The organism is Desulfomonile tiedjei, assembly GCA_016212925.1.
GTDB lineage: Bacteria > Desulfobacterota > Desulfomonilia > Desulfomonilales > Desulfomonilaceae > JACRDF01.
The window spans coordinates 1-22,938 of the sequence record JACRDF010000022.1 but is presented as its reverse complement, the minus strand read 5'-3'; the positions used below and the strand labels follow the sequence as shown (position 1 = coordinate 22,938).

Below are 22,938 nucleotides of genomic sequence, written 5' to 3'. Positions count from 1 at the left end.
AGCGCGTACCTCCACTATAGGGCCGGCCCGGGGATACTGGAGATGATAAGAGACGAAGGGCTGGACCCTACCAGAATTAGGGTTTTTGTTGGTCCTGCAGGGGGGCCGAAATGGTTCGTCTCGGTGGGCTTTGATAGAGCTTTGATTAGTGCAGGCCTACTTGGCAGATCAGCGGGAAGGGTCATCCTTGCAGGCGCATCTGCGGGGGCGTGGAGATGCATAACCATGGCTTGCCGGGAACCACTTGAAGCTCACGAAAAGCTTCGAGTAGCCTACTCTCGCAACATCTTCACGGCCGCGGACACCCCCATAACCGTCGGCCGGGCCCTTGCCCAAAACGTGGAGGATTTCCTCAGTCCCCAGGATGGGGAGTTTATCGTTAATCACCCCATGTTCGATCTTGCAGTGCACACGGTTCGAGGTCACGGCCCGGGCGCGTCTGAAAATCAAAAGATCCAGGGAGTGGCCCTAATCGCGGGCGCTCTGCTGAATGTCCTCTCTCCCTCCGGGGTGGAGCGCTTCTTTAAAAGGGTGGTGTTCTTCTCGGGCCCCGAGAAGCCGAGATTTCTCAACAGCTCCTTCCGGGGGGAAGCGGTGAAGTTGAGTGCGCGCAACATACAGAAGGCAGCGCTGGCCACGGGGAGTCTCCCGTACGTGGTGGCCGGAGTGCAGAACATATCCGAGGCTCCAGCCGGTGTTTACCGCGACGGGGGGCTCACCGATTACCAGCTCAACCAGGACTATTGTCCCGGTGACGGTGGTCTGACCTTGTTTTTCCATTACCAGGAAAGGATAATACCTGGCTGGTTCGACAAGCCGCTAAAATGGAGAACACCGCCGAGAGCTACGTTAACGAACGTTCTTCAAGTATACCCGGGTCCGGACTTTATCAAACTTCTCCCGGACCGGCGCCTTCCGGATCGGAATGATTTCAAGAAATTCGTGAACGATCCCGTGGAGAGGATCAGGAGATGGGACGAGATATCAGAAACCAGCGAAGTCCTTGGAGAGACGTTTATCAACGATGTGGAATCGGGTAGAATTAGGAACCTGGTACAACCGCTTTGAGGCCCAGGGAGTCTACAGGGGAAAGCTTACGGTAAAAGTGCTCCCCACAAGTTTCCTCCGCTCAGGGGTAAAAACAGAATGAATAGGCCATCTTGGCACGAATACTTCATGATGCTGGCCAAACTGGTGAGTGTCCGATCCACCTGCAATTCGAGGAAAATCGGCGCGGTTATAGTCAGAAATAACAGGATATTGTCCACAGGATATAACGGAGCGGTTCATGGCGCGCCTCATTGTATCGACCAGGGGCCGGACTTTTGCCTGAGGCGTTCCATCGGCGCACACGATGCAGAGAAATATAACTATTGCATTTCAAGCCACGCAGAGGTTAACGCGATCGACCAGGCCGCGCGGTTCGGGATTTCCTTGGACGGATCCGCGCTCTATTGCACCCTCGAACCTTGCAACTGGTGTTTCAAGCAGCTCATTCAGGCGGGCATCAAGGAGATATACTTCGAGGAACCTTATGATTCCCGGAACAAGGATTTCGACCTGTACTGGAGAAGAATCATGCAATCCCACGAAGGCCTCGAAGTCTTCGAACAGGTCTCGGTGTCCGAAGAAGCGCTGAAAATGGTGATCGAAGTGCTTCATGGCTCCTCGGCTCGCCAGATGACTGCCACCTCGCCGGACGAAGAAGGGAGCCTGGACGCTGGGGCTTTGGCTACCCTTTTGGGTCAGGAAGCCCCTGACGAACCGAGAAGTAAATCGCCAAAGGTGCGGAAGCTGAAATTATAGGACAAGTCATGAAAATCGTCGCGGTGGAAAGATTCCCGGTGGATGCCCTGATCGAGAGGCTCAGGGAAGTCACCATGCTGAAAGCCCCTGAGATAAAGGTGTACGGCAAGGCTTTTATTTCGGTTGAACACATATCCATTACAAGCCTTTCGCCACCGCAGAACTATATTCTGCGGGAAGAGTTGAAAAAGGTCCGAGAACTGAAGTGGGCCCTGGAAGAGCATGGGGTGGACATATTCCGGCTTGACGGATTCGTGAGGCTCACTCTGGATGGTTACGACGAACCGGTGGATCTCTTGCCGCCCATCGTGGAAGAGTCAATAGAGAAAGACGGCACCGTACATTTCATAGTGAATGACGGGATGCACCGAGTGTACATGGCCCTACGTGAATGGGTTATACCCCAGGTAGTCCTCGTCCGTGGCATTCCCAAGGATCTGCCGTATTACGCCTATCCGGTGCCCGGAGGATGGAACCATATAGAGGAAAGGGACGACCTCCCTCCGGGATATTTGAAAAAATGGCATCGGATTGAGAATTATCACGCGCTTTACAGGAATTTTAACTCAGCCTTCAGCAATGTGGGCGGCCCCAGACCATTTTTCAATAAGTCCTGAAGAGTGGCCGGATAAGCCAATGCTGCTGACTTAAATAGAATCCCATATAGCAGTTGCCATAATTTTTGTCCGATTTGCAGGCACCCCATTCCGTCATTCCTGCGGCAGCAGGAATCCAGTCCCGCGTCTCGCGGGATTTCCTGGGTTCCCGCTTTCGCGGGAACGACGGGCGTTATGACGCTCTGGCAAAGGAGGCGCCGTCGATACGGCCTGAAAACCAGACTGATCATCTCGTGGCCAAACGGACATTACTTTTGGCAATCGGTATAAGTCACGCCACAGTCATCATCGCCACACCGGCGGGCGCTGGTATGACCGCCAAAGGAATCATATCAAGAGCTGACAGCTCTCGTTGAGGAGTTCATTCGATGGAACAAACCTTCGGACCAATACGGTTCGTTCCGGGCAGCAATTCCGGGAAGTATCCACATTGCCATTCGCTCTACATCGAGGCTGATCGGAAGGTCCTTGTCGATCCGGCATCCGACAGAAACAGGCTCATCGAGCTTCGTGACGGACCGGGAGTAGATGCTGTGTGGCTATCACACTGGCACGAAGATCACTTCAAGGACCTGGATCTGTTTGAGGAAAAAGAGCTGTGGATTTCAGAGGCGGACGCTCCGCCGCTCGCCAGCCTGGATGCGCTTTTTGACGCGTACGGCATGACCGCGGAGGAACGGCAGGGCTCGGAACCTGTCATATTAAAGGTTTTCCGCTTCAGGGCTCGCAAACCCAGCCGGGTGTTCAACGGACAAGGGGTAATGGATCTGGGCGGAGTCAAGGTCGAGGTGATCCCGACGCCCGGCCACACCCCCGGCCATTGCGCGCTCTTGTTCCCGGAACACGAGGTGTTGTTCCTCGGTGACTATGATTTGTCCAAATTCGGGCCTTGGTACGGCGACCGGGATTCAGACATCGACGACACGATTGCTTCGGTGAATCATCTGCGGACAATTACCGCCAAGGTCTGGATAACAGGACATGAACACGGAGTATACCGAGAGGAACCGGGTGAACTCTGGGACCGCTATCTCCACGTCATCAATCAACGTGACGAAAAGCTTCTCGATCTTCTGAAGGAACCACGGAGCATTTCCGACGTAGTCGATGCTCGAATCATCTATGGCCGCAAGCGGGAGCCCGCGAGCTTCTTTGACTTCGGGGAGCGAGCCCTGATGGGAAAGCATCTGGAACGGTTCATGAGAAAGGGGATAGTAGTGTCCAACGACTCGCTGTACAGCCTGGCTTAGAAGGCTGAATATATGAGGATAGCCCTAATTCTTGTTCGGTTTGCGGGCACGCCACCCCGTCATTCCTGCGGCCCGCGGGAAAACCGCAACACACTAGACCTTCGCGTCGTAGTGGGAATATTGCATGGTGAAAATCCCTCGACCCTGGGTGATGGATCGAAGGGATGTGGAATACCCGAACATCGTGATTAGGGGCACGATAGCTCTCAAGACCGAGGTCTTACCTCGCGGAGAAACGTTTTCCAGCCTGCCGTGCCTGCTGTTCAGGTCCGCGATGACCTCGCCGACGAATTCTTCAGGGACCACCACTTCCACATTCATGAACGGTTCCAGGAGCACCGGCGACGCTTTTTCACAAGCTTCCTTGCATGCTTGGGACGCGGCGACCTTCAGGCCGAGCCCGGTCATGCTCGCCAGGTCAGGTCCCACAGCGTCCAAGGTGACCTTTACGTCAACAACTTCGTTCCCTGACAGCACGCCTGACCAGGCAGCCTCGCGCACACCCTGCTCCACGTAATTAATCAGTTCGGAAGACACAGCCTCAGTATCCAAACCCGGTGAAATTCCGAAGGCAAAGCCTTCGCCTCTGGCTGCGGGTTGCACGCTGACGGTCACCTCACCGAACTGTCGGACATCGTGAATATCCCGATCAAAAATCACATGAGCCTGTGCAGCCGCGCGGACGGTTTCTTTAAAGACCACCTGCGGCTTGCCTGTCTGGACTTCCACATTATATTCGCGGCTCAGCCGGTCCAGAATTATTTCCAGATGAAGTTCACCCATTCCTGAAATAAGGAGCTGTCCGGTTTCCTCATTTTCTCTAAAATCAAAAGAGGGGTCCTCGGCCATGATTCTTTCCAGGCAAGAGAGGAGCTTCTCCTGATCTCCGCGAGTCTTGGGCTCAATGGCTATGGAAATCACCGGCTTGTACATATCGATCGCCTCAAGAATCAGAGGCGCCGACGGTTCGGTGAGGGTGTCGCCGGTTTTGGTTTCTTTGAGCCCAACGGCCAGGACAATGCTCCCGGCAGACGCGGACTTGATTTTCTCCCGCTTGTTGGCGTGCATGAGAAAGAGCCTTGCCAGCCTTTCCCGAATTCCTCTGGACGCGTTATATATCTCCTTTTCAGCTTCCAGCTCACCCGAGTAGACGCGCAGGTAAGTGGCTTTGCGCCCTTGATCCATGATGACCTTGAAAGAGAAGGCGCATAAAGGCTCCTTTGCTTTAGGGGCCCGTTGCTCCTCTTCGCCCGTCTGCGGGTTGATTCCCACAATCGGTGGGACGTCCAACGGTGAAGGCAGGAAATCGAGGACCGCATCAATGACCGGCTGAACCCCCTGGTTCCTCAAAGCGGAACCGCAAAGCGTCGGCACGATCCGATTTGTGATGGTCCCCTTCCTCAACCCCTCGATAATTTGCTTTTCGTCCAGGTCATCGTGGTCGAGATAATGCTCCAAAAGCTCTTCATCCATTTCCGCGGCTGATTCGAGCATAAATTTTCTGGCGCTGAGGGCTTCATCCATGAATTGATCCGGTATGTCTATGTACTCGAATTCTGCACCCTGGGAAGCCTGATCCCAAATAATTCCCCTCATACGGATCAGATCCACGACCCCGAGAAAATCATCGCCGATCATCATGGGAATTTGAACAGGCACGGGATTTGCCCCGAGGCGTTCCCTCATCATCTCCAGGGCCCGATGAAAGTTCGCGCCGAGACGGTCCAGCTTGTTGACGAAGACGATTCTTGGTACGGAGTATCGTTCAGCCTGATGCCAAACTGTTTCCGTTTGAGGCTGCACCCCCGCCACGCCGCACAACAAAGCCACCACTCCGTCCAGAACGCGCAAAGACCGTTCAACTTCGATGGTGAAATCCACATGCCCCGGGGTATCTATGAGATGAACGTCGTAGCCCTTCCAGGTGAAAAAGGTGGCCGCGGAGGTTATGGTGATGCCCCGTTCTTGCTCCTGGGGCATGTAATCCATAGTAGCGGACCCTTCGTCCACTTCGCCTATTCTGTGGATTTTCTTTGTATAGAACAGGATCCGCTCGGTAAGCGTTGTCTTGCCTGCGTCAATATGAGCAGTGATGCCTATGTTTCTGATTTTTGAAATATTCTGCGCCACGATATCTCCAACGGCTTTGTGGAGCCCCGGTAAAGGGCTTCAAGACAATATTAAGTCGTGGCAAGTTTCCGAAAAAAGGCGTCTTGACAATAGACTCCTCTGTCGGAACTGTCCCTGAACGCTCTTCGGATAGCAAGTGATTGCAGAGCCTGCCTGTCTACCTCTTTCACGTCACGGTTGCATGTTCACTGGCCTGGAACGGGGAATTGAGCCGGAAGAAGTTTGCAACAGCGCAGGTTCGAGTGTCTCTGAAAAAAACAGGTCTATTTTTCGCATCTTATTTGAATCTTGTCAAGCGGGTTACGGACTGGATATTATTTGCCTTTCTCGTTCAGGACATGATAAAGTCCAGGGTCACCAACACAGTCGTTTTGCAGAGGTTGAAATCATGCAGACTATGGCTAATTTCTTCGAGGCAATAAACAAGCTTCTTGGCGTGACCGGCCCTGGTGAATTGATCTTTCACCCGGTCTTTATAGGTCTTTGCGTTGCCCTTTTTATTTATGCCATCCTGCGACGCAAGAAGTTTTTGACGCTTGCCCTCGGTGGATTGATGGGTTCCGCCGTCATATTTCACTATTTTTATCCCAGGGACTCGAGCAACCTGACGGAGCTTATTACTTTTATTGCTGCAATGGGCATACTCGCTCTTCTGGTGGTGTATTTCGCGTTTGTGAGAGAGTGAAGGCCCGATGCCGTATCTCATCGATGGCAACAACGTGATGGCTCAGACAATAGGTTGGCACAAGGACAAAGTTGCAGCCAGGAGGAACTTGATCCACAGCCTTGCGAAATTCCTCGCGGTCCGGAAGGCAAAGGTCACGGTGGTTTTCGACGGCCCGCAGGACGCGGAATTTCCGGAAGGATCAAAATACAAAAGCGTCAAGATACTCTATGCCCACCCCGGTTCTGACGCTGATTCCCGAATAAAAGACCTGGTAAAAAAATCCACTAACAAACGCGATTTGATTCTCGTTTCGTCTGACAAGGCTTTGGGTGGCTTCGTCGCTCACCAGGGGGCGCGAGTCATGCCGTCAGGACAATTCCGGAAACTATTGGAGGAAGCGGCCGCGATGAGTCCGACGAAACCGATGCAAACGGAACATATTGACATTGACGATTGGCTCGACTTCTTCAAGCGGTCTGACAAGAATTGAACATAGACGTGTCCCTATCCAAGGTGCAAGAAAACCAAATAGCGCTTGCCGTTTCGGCCGCGGAATCGTTTGGAGCTGTCATGGCCTTTTCCTTGAGGCAAGGCGGTCAGTCCCCCGAGCCTTTCGATTCCCTGAACTTCTCCGCCAGCCAAGGCGATTCACAGGAAAATGTTAGGAGCAACTTCGCGATTCTTGGCAAACATATCGGAATTGATCCTCAGAGAATAGTGACTTGCCGCCAGGTACACGGGGACCACATTCAGATGGTAGACGCGCCGCTCGATATGCCTTCGCAGGCCGACGCAATAGTGACGGCCACACCCGACATCTTCCCCGCGGTAAAGACTGCAGATTGCGTCCCCATACTGATACTCGACCCTGTCCGAAAAATCGCGGCCGCAGTCCACGCGGGCTGGCGAGGGACAATATTGAGAATTACGCGCAAAACCCTGGAGTTTATGGGAGCCACGTTCCACTCAGATCCCTCCCAACTCCTGGTCGGGATAGGGCCCGGCATCGGCCCATGCTGCTACGAAGTGGACGATGCAGTTCTGAAACCCTTCCGTAAGAGTTTCCCCGATGCGGAGCGTTTTATCAGCGAACACAACTCAAGTCCTAGATCGACGACATCGTACCATTTGGACCTGTCCGCCGCGAACCGGTTCGAACTGACCGAAATGGGTGTTCCCCAAAAAAACATCCATGTCGCGGATCTTTGCACAGCTTGCCACAAAGACCTCTTCTTCTCCCACCGCCGCGACGGCGCCAATTCCGGCAGACATATAGCCGTGGTAGGCTTCCGAGGGTAGGTCTGGAGGAGGAGAGAGGGAAAGGGAGGAGGAGAAGAGAAGAAGGGATTTTCCGGGGAGGCCCCTTTTTGCAAAAAGGGGCCTCCCCGGACCCCTCCCCCAAAAACTCCTATATTATGCTAAAGTTATTTGCAGCGTGAGAATACCCCGATTTTGTAGTTGGAAGGACGGCTTAAGAGGCAGCTATGAAATTTCGCATTGTCGCAGCAGAATGGACGATTCATTCCGAGGATGTTTTGAACACTGCGTTCGAGGATGAACATACATGGGCAGATGCTGACATCCTAGTCATAGCTCCTCCCGCCCTGACAGATCTATTTCGACTTGGTGGCTTCCAGGCGAAATCTATCTTAGAACGTAGACGCAAGGAAGTGGAAGGCTTACTGATGAGGGGCAAGCTTGTGTGCACCTATCTATTGCCGTATGAAACCCAGCGCTCGAAGGAACCCCCATACCCGGACTTGCATTCCCCAGGCCCTTTTCGCGCTACCAACTATGACTGGTTACCTCAATCGCAGTTCACGGAGAATCTGACTACTGCTTTAGTACCGGGTCGCGGATATGCAATTGATCTTGTGGAAGCTAATCATCCCTTCGCCGCATACTTTAGGGCTTTTCAGAAGCAATTGGTTTATGAAGCCTGCCTCACTACGGGGGCGAAGATCATCGGCGAAGTATTCTTGAAAAATAAGGCAGGGAATTTCGTGGGCTTCACATGGAAAGTTCACCGGGGAAGAATAGTGTTCCTCCCACGCTCTCTTGAGTATGTCGACCCCGTGAAATTAATTAACGTATTAGTAGAGGGAGCGCGGCCGTATTTGACAGACAATTTCCGGACCCCAGCACCAGATTGGACTAAGTCCTTTCTTGTTCCGGGAGAGGCTGAAATCCTCGCAAGTATCGAATCTGTGGAAAAAGAGCGTGCCCTGATTGAGGCCAAGTTGGGTGCCTTGACCGAGGACAAGAATGAACTAGCCGAGTTTAGAGGGCTTCTTTATGAACAGGGGCGCTCGCTGGAAGAAGTGGTGTTACGCGCATTAAATCTGATGGGGTTCGCGGCTGACAGGTTCAGGCAAGACGACATGGAGCATGATGTAGTCATGGAGTCCAATGAAGGTCGGGCCTTGGCCGAAGTCGAAGGCAAAGACAGGAAGCCGATTAATGTTGACAAAATCGACCAGCTTTCGCGCGTAGTCGACGAAGATTTCAACGAACGCGGAGACTATTCCCACGGAGTACTAATAGGCAATCCCTTTAGACTGGTGCCCTTAGATCAGAGAGGAGAGCCGTTTACGGAGAAAGCTCGGAAAGCAGCAGAGCGAAAACAATTTGGTCTCTTGACGACTGCTGAGTTGTTCAAGGCGGTTGTGAAGATTCTAGAGAATCCCGAAGAGGAGGACTTCAAGCTCGGTTGCAGAAAGGCAATCCTGGAGACTAAAGGCAAGGAAGTTGTCTTTCCCAGCCCGAAATGAGCCAACATATCCCGTTGAAACCGCTCCCTCACGTTCATGTGCCAAGCCTATTACAATAAGATACAAGAGTTTTTGGAAGGGGGGTGCTGGGGGAAACTTTTTTGCAAAAAAGTTTCCCCCAGCATTCTCTCTCTTTCTTCCACTCTCTTCTTCTTCCTTTCCCCTCTTCTTCACCGCACCCTGCGGAGCAGGGCTGCGAGGCCGAGGGCTGCGTCTTCGGGGAGGACGTATGTGGGGACACCTGCTTCATGGAGTCGGGCGCGGTCTGGTCCGATTTTTTGGATTGTGCCGATAAAGCACGCGATGATTGGCTGTGGGTATTGCGCGGCCAGTTCGATGAGTGCTTGGGAGGGATAGGCCCAGTTTTTGTGTTCACAGAAGATCGCCAGCAAGGCGTCCACCGACGGATCGGCAAGCAGGGCTTCCGCGATGTCGTGGAACGGCTCAGTGAGGAAGGCCCCCGCTGCGCCGTCCACCGGGTTCTTGTAAACTACCGGGACAGTGGGGCCGAGTATGTCAGCGATGCGTTGGATCGTGGCTGGAGTCAGTTCGGCAAGGACGCAACCAGGCTCTTTGCTGAGCATGTCCCACGCCACGATGCTTGGACCGGCGGTATGAGTGAAGATCCCGAGCCTTTTTCCGCGGGGGACTTTGCCCACGGACAGGCCTTTGCACACAGCCACCATCTCGTCGATGGAAGACACCATATGCGCGCCGGCTTGTCGTAAAGCGCCTTCCCATATGCGAGCGGAACCCGCGGCCGCTCCGGTGTGGGTTACCGTAACCCTATCCGCGTCGTCTCCCAAACCGCCTTTGTACACGATAACGGGCTTTTCGGGAGTGATTGTCGCCACCTGCTTCACGAAGGCCCTCGGATCAGCGGACCCTTCGGTAAAAATGCCAATGACCCGTGTTTCAGGATCATCTTTGAGGTATTCCAGCAAAGTATCAAATTCCAGGTTCACCCGGTTGCCGACTCCTACCCATTTGGCGAGCCCCAACCCCTCGTCGTCCGCTCGGCCTTTTATGCCTAGTCCGATGCCTCCGCTCTGGCTGAGGAAAGACACCGTCCCCGGATGCAATACTCTCGGATAAAAGGTAACATTTAGCTTTGCCCGAGCATTGAGGAACCCCAAAGTATTGGGCCCAACCATAGGCATGTCGCCGGCCGCGTCTTTCAATGCTTCCTGAAGCTTGGCCCCGTCACTGCCCATTTCCGAATATCCGCCGGCAATTACACTGACGCCACTGACGCCCATTTCTCGCAATCGCGCGGTGGCCTTAACCGTCGACTGCTGATTCAACGCTACCACAGCCAGGTCAGGGACCTCCGGCAAATGGTCCAGGTCGGGGTAAACCTTCAGCCCCAGAATGCGCTCATGCCGCGGATGCACGGGATAGATCGGGCCTGGAAACCCCCCGGTAACCAAACTATCCATTATAGCGTGCCCCACTTTGTCGGGGCTGGCTCCAGCGCCTATTACAGCAACGGAGCGCGGGGAAAACATTCTGTCCAATCGCTTGCGAAAAGCCGAATCCATCAGCCACCTTCATTCTATTGGCTAATCAAGGCCTCGAGGTGAGGGGGTCATTGATATTGCTACAAACGCGTTGGAGTGCGGGTATGGGCAGGGCATCATCGATTCACACGTTGCCGGAAAAGCACTGAAAACGTAGTGCCACCGGATTCGCGGCATCCTTCATTGTCTTGCACGTGGGAACATGACGCGATGGCGCCCGGGCAATGGTCCCGACCCGTCGGGACATATTTGCACCGGGAAGTCTCGAAGGCAATTTCAAAATAGCCAAGCTCGGCCAATGCCTTCAATCTGAGCAACTCCAGGCCCGCACCACCCGCGTTGAAATCGAACGGCTTTTTTGTGGAGTATTCCACTGTGGGCTGGGTGTGATGGAACCCCTCGAATATGAATTCTTGATCCTCAACAGGTATGCCGACTCCACGGTCCCGGACCTGGACCAGGATTCCTTCCGGTGCCTGTTGCACTGAAACGGAGACCTCTCCATCATCCGGGGTGTTCTCGACCGCGTTCTTAACCAGGGTTTCCAGGACAAGTCGCAGGATGTTCGGATCCAGCGTCTCTGTCTGCACATCCTCGATATGAGAGACAAGATCGAATGACCGGTGGCGTGAGCGTTCTCGAAGATCATCGAGGATTCCCTCGACAAACGGCAAGACCTGCAACGTTTGAGGCCTGTACTCGGGAGGGCTCAGGATTTGCTCCACGAGGACCTGGATATTGCTAAGCCTCTGAACATTGCGGAGAATTCGGTCCAGAGCGCCAGCAGACTTCGAGTCAGCCTGACGGAGCTTAGCAAGGGACTCTGTCGAGGCCTTGATAATGGCAAGAGGAGTTTTGAGTTCGTGGGACAGATGATTAACGGCACGCCTTTTAACGCGTTCCAGAGACTTGAACGCTGTGATGTCACGAAAAACTATAGCGACGGTCTGGCTGCCGGGCACGCATTCATCCACTTCCAGAAAGGACGTGGCGACCGCCAGATCCAGCATTTGGCCGTCATTTCGCTCGAATTGAATTTGCTCGTGCACCGTTCCCACACCCGCCTGAACGCGGGCAAAAACGTCCCTGAAAGGCGCGTTTTTCGGCTGGGAAAACACAGAGTCAAATTTCCTGCCGTGGATTTCCTGCTCGTTTAGCCCCAAGATCCTAAGAGCAGCCGGGTTCGCGGTATGGATGTCCCCATTGCATTCAACCGTGATGACACCTTCGTTCATGCTGCGCAGAATGATCTTCTCGATCGGCTCCTCAAGCTGCTCAGCGGGTTCAGTGGTTTTGCCGTTGTCGTCGATCATGTCGATGGTCCCTTGGCGTTTTTCGCTATGCTAACCCATACATTGATCTTGCTTCCAGATCATTCACCGGTTCGCGATCAAACATGTAACATTATTAAAGAACGGCAGGGACACCAGGCCGAACCAGTGGATTGGTATCCGAAAAACGTGCCGACACGGGGAAACTGTCTCAAAACTGACAATTTCACGGCATTGTCGGTAGGGGCGGTTCGGGAACAGCCCGAAATCAGGGCGCTTCTCGAAGCGCCCCTACCCTGAATTCCGTCCATTTCAGGGTTTTGAGACAGTTTCCGGAGGCCGCGACGTACCAATTTCTAAGAGGGGCTTTTCGTAATCGGTCACCATTTTTGACACCTGTTATAATCCGTTTCCGCGGGGGATAAAATCCCAGCAGCCCCTTGCTTCCTTGAGGAGAAAAGGTTACCTATAAAAAAGATATATGTCGACAGTGTTATTCCTCAAACACCTACGAATAAGACGCGACGATCAATCTGTATCGCGCAAACAGGAGATGCCGGCGACAGGGCCTTCCGGCCGGCCGCCGGACCGTGTGCCAGAATACAAGGAGACCTAGAAAATGGAAAAAGATCCAACTTGTCCCCACTGCGGGTCTAAAATGGACCCTATAGAGACCCCTCTCGAATCGACGTGGGGTGGAGAGATTCATCACGTTTGCTTTAACGACGAATGCTGCTATTTCAAGAACAGCTGGCAAGCGCTCGAAGGCCAAGGCGTCGATAAAACGGGGTATCGCTGCCGCGTAGACCCTCGTGGGGCCTGCGGCCCTTTGGCGGTTTGGTCGTCCAGTGCGCTGAAAGACCTTGTGTGTCGAGAAAAAGGAGAATAGGGGGTCTAGCGCAGTCTCCACCTTCGGGCGGGAGAAGCTTATCCAACGATCCGGCCCCTGCTTCTCCTGCCGCCCCTTCAAAAAAAATGCAATTTTTTGGTGTTACAGCCGCAAGGGGGCCGACGGACGGCTTTATACCAGTTCGCCATTTTCCTTATAAGACAGGCGGCATGTCTCTTCCTCTGCGAACGGCGGACCTGACTTCGCTCCGGAGACATGCCACCTGTCCACCCAAAGTCAGGTTATTTATTGCGAACTGGTATTAGCCCGCACTGAAGTCTCGAAGGATGAAAACGCTGCCGGGGCTGTATGCCCCTGGACGCCTTCAAGGGGCTGATGCAAGCCCCTACCACGGGACCATGAGCATTATTCATTTGGTATTCGCGGCGATCCGTTTTATGCTATCCGGGCCGAGGCACGGAAATAATCCGTCGCGATCATCAGGACATTGCCGGTTGCAACAATAATAGCCGCTCACAACGCCAAAGGGATATACTCGTTCGATGGGGAATAATCCTGCCATGACCGGAGCACGCTCCATCTTGCCACTTGTTCTCTGCCTTCTGATTGCCAGCCAATTCGTTCATGCTGCCGAAAAGAAGAAAGAGACCATCACCGGTTTCGAGGTCCCGACCTCGGGCAAGATCGTTGACGTGGAGTATCGCGCTGAGTTCGACGAATGGTGGGTCAAGTGCCGCGAAGGCGAGACAATAGCGGTCTATTCCTACGACAAGCGCGCAAACAGGTGGGGGAAAATCGTTTTTTCCCCAAAAAAGACTGAAGACCAGGCCAAACCCGGCGATAAGGCCAAGGCCCGGCCACCAGGGGAGACGGAATCGTCAAGCCAGGAAGAAAAGGCCGATACCGCTCGTAGAGCCCCGGAGAAGAAGCCGGACACAAAGAGCGACAAAACCAAATGGTGGGACCCTCTCAATATTCTCAAGGGAGGAGAAAAGCTCATCCTCCCACCCTCGCCATCGGAAAAGAAATGACGAGTCCTAACGGTTCTCCGAAGTGATGTCCGGTTGCCTGGAGGAGACCACTGCCGGCTCGTCCGGCAATGCTGTTTCGCTCCAACAAAACTTCTGAGAACAACTGTAGGAATTCGCGTAAGTTCAGGAGGTTCAGTTGTCGGGTCACGTGTTGATTGTGGTTGACATGATTAAGGATAATGTCAACACCGCGGGCCATGGCCTGATGGATTCGGAAGCAAGGAATATTATCCCGTCTATTCTTCAGATGACACAGGTCTTCAGACGCTACGGGGGCCGTGTGGTTTTTGCATGTGACAGCTTTATGGAAGGCGATTTCATCTTTCGGGGCCGAATGCCTCCTCATGCTATTCGGGGGACAGGCGGAGACATGCCGATTGATGAACTTGAGATGCAACCTGAGGATCTTTACCTTCCAAAGCGGCGCATGAGCGCTTTTTACAAGACCGACCTGGACCAGACCCTTCGCACCTGGGGCGCTCATACCGTCGCGGTCTGCGGAATAGTTACAAACGTGTGTGTGCTCCTCACGGCCCTGGACGCGGTGCAGAACGACTTTAATTCAATCATAGTCTCCGATGCGTGCGCGTGCCACAAGCCTGCTATTCATGAAACAACTTTGCAGCTCTATGACAAATTTCTTCTTGCACCCATTTTTCGAGTAATGACAGTCTCGGAATTGACCAGTGAATTGGCGGCCGGCGACCGGCTTGTCTCCAATAGCGATTCACCTTCAGAAAAGCAATTCAGGTAATAATTTGTCGGGCGTGGATCGCGGCCTGTGCTGGTTCTACCAGGAGGGCATTACCGGGCAAGGTCACTGTTGACGCGCCGGTCCATCGGCCGCCTGTCCGCCGCGTTCGGCTTTTTCACTGCGAACCCGCTCCCATGCCTGACCGATCTTCATCAGCTCCTGCCTCCCCGGCATGCCGTCCTGACATGAGAAGGAATGCCCAGAGCGACGCGAACATCACTATTCCAAAAGCGATTTTGAACCAAGCCGGTAACGGGGACGGTGAAAGGAAAGCCTCTACCAGTCCCGCCATAATCAAAAGGAACACACATCCAAGAGCAAGACGCCCCGCAGGTCGGCTCCGCACGGAAAGGATTTCCACCCGCTTATAAGGGCCCGGATCGAGAAGGGCGTGACCGAGAATCAGCCCTGCCCCCCCGGCAATGAATATGGCCGACAGTTCTATGCTGCCGTGAGGCAGCAAAAACGACCAGAACTCGAGCGAAAGACCGTGGCGGAAGCACAAGGCAGCCACCGTTCCTATGAGTAAACCGTTCAGGGCCAACAGGTATACTGTCCCAACGCCAAAGGTTATGCCTGACGCTATAACCAGGAATGTAACCGAAACATTGTGGGTCATCAACTGGCTGGAGGCCAGTGGCGCCACCGCGTGAAGATCGCTAAACCAGACCTGACCTTTTTCAACTGTTGAAATAATACGCTGTGGAACGACAAGTTCAATGAATTGCGGTTCGGTCAAAGCAAGAACGAAACCGACTAAGAAAAACGAAGCAAAAATCAACCAGGCAACAGCCGTATAGATAAGGGTCTTGCGGACAGCTCCCGGAAATTCAGTCAAAATGAAGCGAGGAATGGTCATCCATCGGAACGCGGGCTTTCTGTAGATCATCCCGTGAACTTTAATCACCAGGCTGTTCAGATAGGCAATCACCTCGTTGCCGGGATCCAGCGCCAAATCGGAGGATTTCAGAAGGGCCAGGTCCGAAACGGCCGCGGTATAAAGCTTGCCCAACTGCCACAAATCCGCGCGGCTGAGGCGATTCGCTTTGCCGGGCTTGAAATCTTTTGCTATTCCCTCCAGCTTTTCCCATTCGCCTTTGCGTTCCGCGATGAACTGGTTTATATTCACGCAAGCCTCTCGGGGTCTGTGCAAAACACGACAATCAGAGGTTCAGCCACGCCGCAGGCGTCGGATCTGCTCCAGTAGACCGTTTCACAAGTTTGTTTGCCAATGCCTAAGGGTACCACTGCCGGCTCCCCCGTCAGTGCGTGGCTTCTCTAGTATAGGGCCACTCAGGAACCCCACCGGCAGTCTCAGCGTCCTTTGCTGAGTGCCAAGGTCGCGACATTATCCGTGCCTATGATATCACGTCAAGAAACAGCTATAAAAGGAAACCGGCAAACGGTTTCTATTGAAACGGCCGAGCATTTTGAATTGCAGGTGGAGTTGGCGGGTATAGGCAGGAGGTTTTTGGCCTATTTCGTCGATAAGCTGGTTCAGTTAGGATTCGTAGTCACATTGATTTTGACGGTAGCGCTCCTGGCATTTTTCACCAGCCGGTCCACGTTGGGATGGGATTATCTGATCAAATTGAGAGCCATGCTCGGCCAATGGGTCCTGGCTCTGGCGTTTCTCACATACGGCATCATAGTTATAGGTTATTTCATACTTTTTGAGTACCTGTGGGACGGGTCGACCCCTGGCAAGAGATGGCAAAATATTAGGGTCATTCGCAGAGACGGCCGCCCCATTACGTTTATCGACTCGATGGTTCGAAATGTTCTCAGGTTGGTCGACATCCTTGCAGAAATCTATCCCCTGGGGCTTATCGTAATGTTCGTGGACTCCAGGAACAGGCGCCTGGGAGACCTGGTAGCAGGGACCCTCGTCATTTCCGAGAGGGAAGTCAGCAGGCCGGTGACTCTGGAATCGTCCAGGGAATGCGACCAGTCTGATGCGGAGATCCGTGAAGCGGCAACGCAAATGACCGTGGAAGATTATCAGCTTGTTTCGAGATTTCTTTCGAGACGCCGGGGTCTCGACGCGGAGCCCAGAGAGCGCCTCGCGCGAGAAATTTATGAGCGAGCATTCCGGAAGCCTTTTGTGCCCAGTGCCATCGCTTCGGATCTCGAAGAGGCACTGGAGAAACTCGAAACTTGCTACACCGAAAGAACCAGGATTCTGTAGAAGCTGCAAGTCGTCATGAAAAGAGGGGATTCTATGGCCGACGATCCTTCGGAAACCCTTTACACAGTTGTAATTACCAAGATCCAGGATGCGTCCACCAAAGCCAGGGTTACTCGAGGTCTAGCTCGGATAATCAGGAATTTGCCCGTGGAGCAAATTGCGGTTCGATTGGAAAAGGTCCCCTGGACCCTTACTCGCCGAGCAAGCTTGAAGAAGGCATCCCGGCTCGTTGACCTGCTGGAGAAGCTCGGAGCAGCGGTGGAAGTCTTTCCTCCCTTGCCTCCACCTATCATGCGGGACGTTGCAGGGACCCAGATCTTACCGGGCACGAAGCTGCTCTCTGAAACGCAAGTCGCGGATTCCACCGAATTTGTCGCTATGCCTGAGCCGGTCACGCCTTCTTCAACACCACGGCCTTTGTCAATGAAACCGCCGGAACCTGAAGCGCAAAAAGAGACCGCCGAGGATGAGGATTCCGGGGCCTTCGATATTGAACCTCTAACGCTGGCAGGCATCCTTGACCGCACATTTCAAATCTGCCGGCGCCATTTTTGGAAGCTCTTCGTCATAGACGCGATACCGTGGCTGGCTATGGCGGCTATAGGAATAGTCGCGGCAATAATAGTCGGAATAGTCGGGCTTACGTGGAAGAGTCTTGGCGGATTTCCTACCTGGATTCTTATCGTTGCCGGCGCAGCTTTGATTCCTTCGGCCTTCGTCTTTTTGATCGGGGTTTTCTATCTTGCGCAGGGGGCCATGATCCATGCGGTGTCATCCATATACATCGGCCGACCAATAATGATCAAGGAGGCGTATCGCTTTGTGTTCGGCAGACTCGGCCGATTATTTCTGACGACTTGCTTGTTCGGCCTCGCCGCGATTGGGATGGTGGCGCTTCCAATGATATCGGGATCGTTTATCTTTTTTGCGTTTCGAGAGGTGACCGGATCCGGATGGTGGTCCGTGGTAACATGGCCGTTTCTGGCAATAATACCTTTTTACGGGATAACCAAACTGATGCTGTTTGACAAAGTGGTCATAATTGAAGGCGTGGCGTACGGCAGCGCGTTGAAGCGGAGCTGGAATTTACTTTCCGGCAAGGCGGAAGGCCCCTGGCCCAGGGGTTACTTCTTAAAGCTGATAATCCTTTTGCACATTTTGATCCTGGTGTGGATCGCCATTGACATCCTTTTCAACGTGCCCGCTACCCTGCTGGCGCTTTTCCTTTCCGAACCAAGCTGGCTGGGCACCGTTGTGAAACAGTTTGTGGCCCAGATAGCCGGCCTTGTGGCAGGGATATTCATGGCCGTAAGCATGGTGGTGTTCTACTACGACATCAGAAATCGCAAAGAAGGGTTTGACCTGCAGATGCTGTCGGAGATGGACTATAGCACCTCTCAAAACAAATCGCGAAAATAGCTATCGTCCACGTCTTTTTCCTGAAGAAGGAGATCGCTTCCTCCGCGTTCCGGCGGCGTCGCAATGGCAGTCTGTCCCCACCTGCACGTGAATTCTTACTGCTGCAGCGGCCTCCCTCTTGACACAGTCCTGGAATGGGTGTAAATGGGCCTTATGTGGAGCAGAAGCCTCAACATAGTATTGGTTTTTGCATTTCTGACATGTTCGAGTTTCCCGCTGCCGGAGTGTTTTGTGACCAAGACGAGCTGCCCCGTGCGAGCGAAGGGTTCCTTTTGCCAAACCTTCTACGGCCAGTCTTGTGCCGGGGTTTCGCAATGCAGCACGGCCTGCCCGTTCTCCAACGAAGGCCAGAAGGAGCAAAAAGCAAAACCCTTTGCAGAGTCTCTTCAGAAGCTGAAGTTCCAGGCCTTGAAGTCGATTGTCACTGCGGTGGCTGAAGCGAATCACACGCCGGTCACAGTTGTCCATGCAACCATCCTCCCCGTGGACCTGCATGGCTATTCCATTCACCCCACCCCATGTACTCCGCTGGCAAGGTCCTCTCCCATTATTTTGGAAAAGCAATCCTTCCTCTTTTGATATAGCCCCTCCACTTAGTCCTCTAAGCGTTTGTTTGTTCGTTTTCGAATAAAGAAAGCGGTCACGTGAGCTGATTACTTCGGTCTTCTTCGGCTGTGTCCCCACTAATGGTCGCGGTGGAAGCCCGAAGAACAACCTCCCTTCAGCGTTTTTGCACCCGTGCCGGCAGTATCCGGCTCGTGCGGAATGGGGAATTGAGCCTCAGCAACAGCCGCTTTGAAAAAGGACCGCGGTGCATCCGAACCGCTCGGCCGCGTTCAAGACCGCGCCGCTCTTCCAAAGGAGTCAAGCATGATTCACTGGAATTATGTTTTCAGCGAACTCTCCCATCGGTGGAGGAGGACGTCTGTAAACATCTCGATAATAGCGTTTTCGATAGGTGTGCTCATCGTAGTGAATGTCGTTGGTAGTTCGTTTCAAAAGGCGTTTCGGGTCCCGATGGAGGACATGGGCGCCACGTTAACGATTCAGCGTGCCGGCGACGTTCCCGAAAAAATGGAAGGACTTGTACTACCCTGCTCGGTGGCCCCCATTCGCCAGGAAGAGGTCAGGAGCATATCGCAACTGGCGGGCGTGCAGTCCGTCAGCGAAGCCTTGCTGGTATGGGACTTTGACAAGACGGGCTTCCGGATCATCGCGGGACTGGAACCGTATGCCGTCTCGGGGCCGTCACTCCTGAAGAAGGCCCTTGTATCGGGAAGGTTCCTCGAAAAAGACGATGCTAACAAGGTAGTGATCGACCTGTCCTTCGCGGGGAAGGGAAATCCGGAACTTGGTCAAACCATGGACATTCAGGGCAACCAGTTTGAGGTTGTCGGTGTAGTGGATTCTTCACGGGTCAGCCAACTGGCTGCGGCCCAAGTCTACCTGAACTTGCCCCAGGCACGACAGTTGGTCGCCGATTCGCCACAAGTAAAGGCAGTGCACACTTTCAGTCCCGGCGACTCGAACCTTCTTTTTGTTCAGACTGATCGAGACATGGTGGACACCATCGAAGAAAGTATCAAAGGCCTGATGGGTGACAAGGCTAGCGTGTCCAGTCCTTCCTCCTTCAGAGAAATGCTTGGCGGTGTCTTTTCGCTTACGGACCGCTTTTCCGGGATGATTTCCATTCTGGCTCTAGTTGCGGCTCTTGTGTTAGTCGCCCGGACTGCGGCGGGCAACGTTCAAGAGCGAAAGGCCGACATCGGCACGATGAAATCCGTTGGGTGGACAACAAAAGACATTATTGTCCAGATTGGCTCCGAGACGCTTGTCGTGGTCTTGATCGGCACCATCCTCGGTGTCTTGATGGGGATCATAGCGGCCAAGATGTTGGCTCTTGTGACCATTTCAATTCCAATCCCATGGGAAATGTCTCCCCGGCCCCATTTCATGCCGGGCGGCGGAGATCAGCTTACACGTGACGTGCAGCTGTCAGTATCCATTTCTCCCCTGCTACTGGTTTCCGCTTTTGCCGGAGCTTTGGTTATCGGCCTGACAAGCGCTTGGGCAATAGCTCGAGCAATAACCCGTCTAAAACCTTCGGAGGTCTTTCGCTATGAATGAAATCATCAAAACTCACAACCTTTGCAAAAGCTTTCAAGGCATAGAGCCTGCAAGGAACGTCAACATATCCGTCAACCGAGCAGAGTTTGTAACACTTCTCGGCCCGTCGGGTTCGGGCAAGAGTACGCTTCTGGCTCTGATGGGCGGCCTTGAGAGCCCGTCGGCAGGTACCGTCTTTCTCGAGGGCCAGGACTTGAGCCAACTCGACGAGGATCAACTGGCGTTGCTTCGCAGGGACAAAGTGGGATTTGTGTTCCAGACGTTCAACCTGATTCCCACATTGCCGGCAATCGAGAACGTGGGGATTCCGCTATACCCCACCCGTATCTCATCACAGGAACGGAGAGACCGAGCCAGGGCGCTGCTGAAAAAAGTCGGGCTTGAAGAGCGATCTGCCAATCTTCCTTCACAGCTTTCCGGCGGAGAACGCCAGCGCGTCGCCATAGCGAGGGCCCTTATTAATGAGCCGTCCCTGGTCCTGTGTGACGAACCCACCGGGAACCTTGATTCCAAGACCGGACAAGAAATCATAGACTTGCTTAGGCAGCTCAACTCGGAAAACGGGGTGACTCTCTTCATGGTCACGCATGACAAAGCGATTGCAAAGCAAGCACATCGCTCTCTCTTCATGAATGACGGGGAGGTGCGAGAGTCATGAAACGCTTCATATTCGTGACTATGCTGGTGGTGCTTTGCGCAAGCCTACTCGGCCCGGAGATCGGCGAAAAATGCGTAGCCGATCAGTCTGTCACCCTCGAAATCCTGTTCATGAACCATGGCCCCATGCAACCGACAATAAGAGGGCTCAAGTCCCTGATCCAGCGCCATGCCGGTAAGATTCGACCATTGTGGTTTGATTTCGATCAAAAAACCGGCAAGGAGTTCATGAACAAGAAGGGCATTCGAGAGCATATTCCGCTTCTGATTTACATCAACGGCACCCATACGTTCGACGTGAAGGGAAAGCGTGTGACCTTCATGGGGTTCCCGTCGGGAGAAGGTCCCTACCAGTTTCAAGGAAAATGGACCTTCCAGGACCTGGAAGAACTGATTGTCTCGATGAATCGATGACGGGGGCCCGCAAGAGTTTAGCGGCCATCGTATCGAGGAGGTGAAATATGCTTAGAATGATCAACATAAGTTATGCCCTTCGGCAACTGGCGGCCCGTAAAGGCAGGTCGATTGCGGCCATAGGAGGTCTGTCCATAGGGATCGCTCTTTATGTGGCTTTCACCACGCTGTCCGATGCGTACGGCAGATTGATAAACCTGCCCTTTTCCCAGCTCAATGTGGACCTGATAATTCAGCAGCCGTTGTCTTCCAAGACAACGGAATCAACGGCCGGCATAAGATTGCCTTTTTCCAATCAACCGATTCGTGGTGCGGACGCAGAGCGTATTGCGAAGATCAGAGGTCTCGAATCGTTGAGCCCGTCCCTACTGCTGTGGGACCAATCCGCCCAAGGATTTGTGGTCATATCGGGGATAAATCTTAAGCCGCCGTCCATCGGCCCTGCAAAGGCCCAGCAGTGGGTTGTGGACGGCAAGCCCCTGTCCGGACACGGCCGAGAGGTCTTGCTGGAGAAACACTTTGCCAAATTCTATCGCAAGAAGCCCGGAGACAGTATGGAATTGGGCGGGAAACCTTTCAGTATAGTGGGCCTCGTGGAACTCAAGGAGGGGAACACCATATCCTCCGCGAATGCCTACGTTGCCATCGAACAGGCTCAGGCTATGGCTGCTTTGGAGGCCGACACTTCAAATGTGCTCTTTGCCCGCTTGAAGCAAGGGGTTGACGCGGATTCCGTGCGCAAAGAATTGGCCGGTATTTTGACCGGCGCCATTGTGTCAACCGCGGACAACATCGGCGACATGATGAAGGGATTTAGCAGAATCTCCCATGGATTCTCGTCCATGATCAGCATCCTCTCATTTTTGTTTGCTGCTGCCATCACGTACAGGATTCTCTCAGGTTCGGTCAATGAACGCATCGCGGAGATAGGCATCATGAAAACGGTGGGCTGGAGGAGGAACGATATCGCGGTCACCGTGTTGGCCGAATCGTTCCTTTTGGGGCTGGCAGGCGGCGTGATGGGGATCTTGCTCGGCTACGTGGCGGCCTATCTGCTTGGTACTATGAAGATTTCTCTCTCTGTGCCGTGGAATCTCAGCCCTGTCCCGGCAGGGATCGGCCACATGGCAAAGATGAACGTGCACTCGGTGTTTCTGCCCATTGCCCTGTCGTACCAGACGGTGGTGGTGTCTCTATTTGTTGCGGCAGTGATCAGCAGTGTGGCCGGCGCGCTGATTGGAAGGAAACTGGCCGGAATCAAGGTGATGGAAGCACTGCGAAGTCTTTAGCACTCATAATGATTCTCAAAAACGATGACTGAATCGCGAATGGCTCGGTAGGTACGGCCCCCGGCGGAACGCGGGGTCGCCCGTCCTCGTATCCATTCACTTACGCGGAGCGGTCGCAGAAAACCGTTTCACTGCAGAGGCCGCGGAGATCGCGGAGTAGGGGCGCACGGCCGTGCG

The 22,938-nt window shown here is 53.6% G+C and carries 22 protein-coding genes; 18 read left to right on the top strand and 4 right to left on the bottom strand.

The window, feature by feature from the left end; all coding sequences use genetic code 11:
- Positions 1 to 42: 42 nt before the first annotated feature.
- The 4 genes from HY913_09675 (at position 43) to HY913_09660 (ending at position 3,673) form a co-directional block, all read left to right on the top strand.
- Positions 43 to 1,068, top strand: a complete 1,026-nt coding sequence (locus HY913_09675; GenBank protein ID MBI4963532.1) for a hypothetical protein — start codon at positions 43 to 45, stop codon at positions 1,066 to 1,068.
- Positions 1,069 to 1,146: 78 nt separating this feature from the next.
- Positions 1,147 to 1,806: a dCMP deaminase family protein gene (locus HY913_09670; GenBank protein MBI4963531.1), complete on the top strand. Its 660-nt coding sequence runs from the start codon at positions 1,147 to 1,149 to the stop codon at positions 1,804 to 1,806.
- 8 nt (positions 1,807 to 1,814) lie between these two features.
- Complete coding sequence (locus HY913_09665) at positions 1,815 to 2,423, top strand: hypothetical protein (protein MBI4963530.1); 609 nt, start codon at positions 1,815 to 1,817, stop codon at positions 2,421 to 2,423.
- 368 nt (positions 2,424 to 2,791) lie between these two features.
- Positions 2,792 to 3,673 (top strand): MBL fold metallo-hydrolase, encoded by an 882-nt coding sequence (locus tag HY913_09660; GenBank protein MBI4963529.1) that lies wholly within the window; start codon positions 2,792 to 2,794, stop codon positions 3,671 to 3,673.
- Between the two features lie 93 nt (positions 3,674 to 3,766).
- On the opposite strand, the gene fusA is transcribed toward HY913_09660, so the two are convergent.
- A complete protein-coding gene (fusA, locus tag HY913_09655; protein ID MBI4963528.1) occupies positions 3,767 to 5,803 on the bottom strand; it encodes an elongation factor G in 2,037 nt (678 codons plus the stop codon).
- A 136-nt stretch (positions 5,804 to 5,939) separates the two neighbouring features.
- Between fusA and HY913_09650 the strand changes: the two genes are divergently transcribed.
- From HY913_09650 to HY913_09635, 4 genes are all read left to right on the top strand, one after another.
- Complete coding sequence (locus tag HY913_09650; protein ID MBI4963527.1) at positions 5,940 to 6,488, top strand: hypothetical protein; 549 nt, start codon at positions 5,940 to 5,942, stop codon at positions 6,486 to 6,488.
- Between the two features lie 7 nt (positions 6,489 to 6,495).
- The gene (locus HY913_09645) at positions 6,496 to 6,960 is read left to right on the top strand and encodes an NYN domain-containing protein (GenBank protein ID MBI4963526.1); all 465 of its coding nucleotides are present in this window, start codon (positions 6,496 to 6,498) and stop codon (positions 6,958 to 6,960) included.
- Positions 6,957 to 7,769, top strand: coding sequence for a peptidoglycan editing factor PgeF (gene pgeF / locus HY913_09640; protein MBI4963525.1), 813 nt, complete (start codon positions 6,957 to 6,959; stop codon positions 7,767 to 7,769). Before HY913_09645 ends, pgeF begins: the two co-directional genes overlap by 4 nt.
- 185 nt (positions 7,770 to 7,954) lie before the next feature.
- Positions 7,955 to 9,241, top strand: coding sequence for a hypothetical protein (locus tag HY913_09635; GenBank protein MBI4963524.1), 1,287 nt, complete (start codon positions 7,955 to 7,957; stop codon positions 9,239 to 9,241).
- A 170-nt stretch (positions 9,242 to 9,411) separates the two neighbouring features.
- On the opposite strand, the gene HY913_09630 is transcribed toward HY913_09635, so the two are convergent.
- Both HY913_09630 and HY913_09625 read right to left on the bottom strand, forming a co-directional pair.
- Positions 9,412 to 10,782 (bottom strand): CoA-binding protein, encoded by a 1,371-nt coding sequence (locus HY913_09630; protein ID MBI4963523.1) that lies wholly within the window; start codon positions 10,780 to 10,782, stop codon positions 9,412 to 9,414.
- Between the two features lie 95 nt (positions 10,783 to 10,877).
- The gene (locus HY913_09625; GenBank protein MBI4963522.1) at positions 10,878 to 12,074 is read right to left on the bottom strand and encodes a PAS domain S-box protein; all 1,197 of its coding nucleotides are present in this window, start codon (positions 12,072 to 12,074) and stop codon (positions 10,878 to 10,880) included.
- Between the two features lie 577 nt (positions 12,075 to 12,651).
- On the opposite strand from HY913_09625, the gene HY913_09620 reads away from it, so the two are divergent.
- The 3 genes from HY913_09620 (at position 12,652) to HY913_09610 (ending at position 14,667) form a co-directional block, all read left to right on the top strand.
- Positions 12,652 to 12,921 (top strand): ogr/Delta-like zinc finger family protein, encoded by a 270-nt coding sequence (locus tag HY913_09620; protein ID MBI4963521.1) that lies wholly within the window; start codon positions 12,652 to 12,654, stop codon positions 12,919 to 12,921.
- 521 nt (positions 12,922 to 13,442) lie between these two features.
- Positions 13,443 to 13,913 carry a hypothetical protein gene (locus HY913_09615; protein MBI4963520.1) on the top strand — a complete coding sequence of 157 codons (471 nt, stop codon included), beginning with the start codon at positions 13,443 to 13,445 and terminating at the stop codon, positions 13,911 to 13,913.
- A gap of 136 nt (positions 13,914 to 14,049) precedes the next feature.
- Entirely contained in the window at positions 14,050 to 14,667 is a 618-nt protein-coding gene (locus HY913_09610; protein MBI4963519.1) for a cysteine hydrolase, read from the top strand.
- 115 nt (positions 14,668 to 14,782) lie between these two features.
- Here HY913_09610 and HY913_09605 read toward each other — a convergent pair whose 3' ends face one another.
- A complete protein-coding gene (locus HY913_09605) occupies positions 14,783 to 15,796 on the bottom strand; it encodes a stage II sporulation protein M (GenBank protein ID MBI4963518.1) in 1,014 nt (337 codons plus the stop codon).
- A gap of 225 nt (positions 15,797 to 16,021) precedes the next feature.
- On the opposite strand from HY913_09605, the gene HY913_09600 reads away from it, so the two are divergent.
- The 7 genes from HY913_09600 (at position 16,022) to HY913_09570 (ending at position 22,761) form a co-directional block, all read left to right on the top strand.
- The gene (locus HY913_09600; GenBank protein ID MBI4963517.1) at positions 16,022 to 16,855 is read left to right on the top strand and encodes an RDD family protein; all 834 of its coding nucleotides are present in this window, start codon (positions 16,022 to 16,024) and stop codon (positions 16,853 to 16,855) included.
- A 33-nt stretch (positions 16,856 to 16,888) separates the two neighbouring features.
- A complete protein-coding gene (locus HY913_09595; protein ID MBI4963516.1) occupies positions 16,889 to 18,274 on the top strand; it encodes a hypothetical protein in 1,386 nt (461 codons plus the stop codon).
- 231 nt (positions 18,275 to 18,505) lie between these two features.
- A complete protein-coding gene (locus tag HY913_09590; protein MBI4963515.1) occupies positions 18,506 to 18,853 on the top strand; it encodes a hypothetical protein in 348 nt (115 codons plus the stop codon).
- A 291-nt stretch (positions 18,854 to 19,144) separates the two neighbouring features.
- Positions 19,145 to 20,401, top strand: coding sequence for an ABC transporter permease (locus tag HY913_09585; GenBank protein MBI4963514.1), 1,257 nt, complete (start codon positions 19,145 to 19,147; stop codon positions 20,399 to 20,401).
- Positions 20,394 to 21,059, top strand: coding sequence for an ABC transporter ATP-binding protein (locus tag HY913_09580; protein MBI4963513.1), 666 nt, complete (start codon positions 20,394 to 20,396; stop codon positions 21,057 to 21,059). Before HY913_09585 ends, HY913_09580 begins: the two co-directional genes overlap by 8 nt.
- On the top strand, positions 21,056 to 21,472 hold the full coding sequence (locus HY913_09575) for a hypothetical protein (GenBank protein MBI4963512.1): 417 nt from the start codon (positions 21,056 to 21,058) through the stop codon (positions 21,470 to 21,472). The genes HY913_09580 and HY913_09575 overlap by 4 nt, the downstream gene beginning before the upstream one ends.
- A gap of 47 nt (positions 21,473 to 21,519) precedes the next feature.
- Positions 21,520 to 22,761 carry an ABC transporter permease gene (locus tag HY913_09570; protein MBI4963511.1) on the top strand — a complete coding sequence of 414 codons (1,242 nt, stop codon included), beginning with the start codon at positions 21,520 to 21,522 and terminating at the stop codon, positions 22,759 to 22,761.
- Positions 22,762 to 22,938 lie beyond the last annotated feature (177 nt).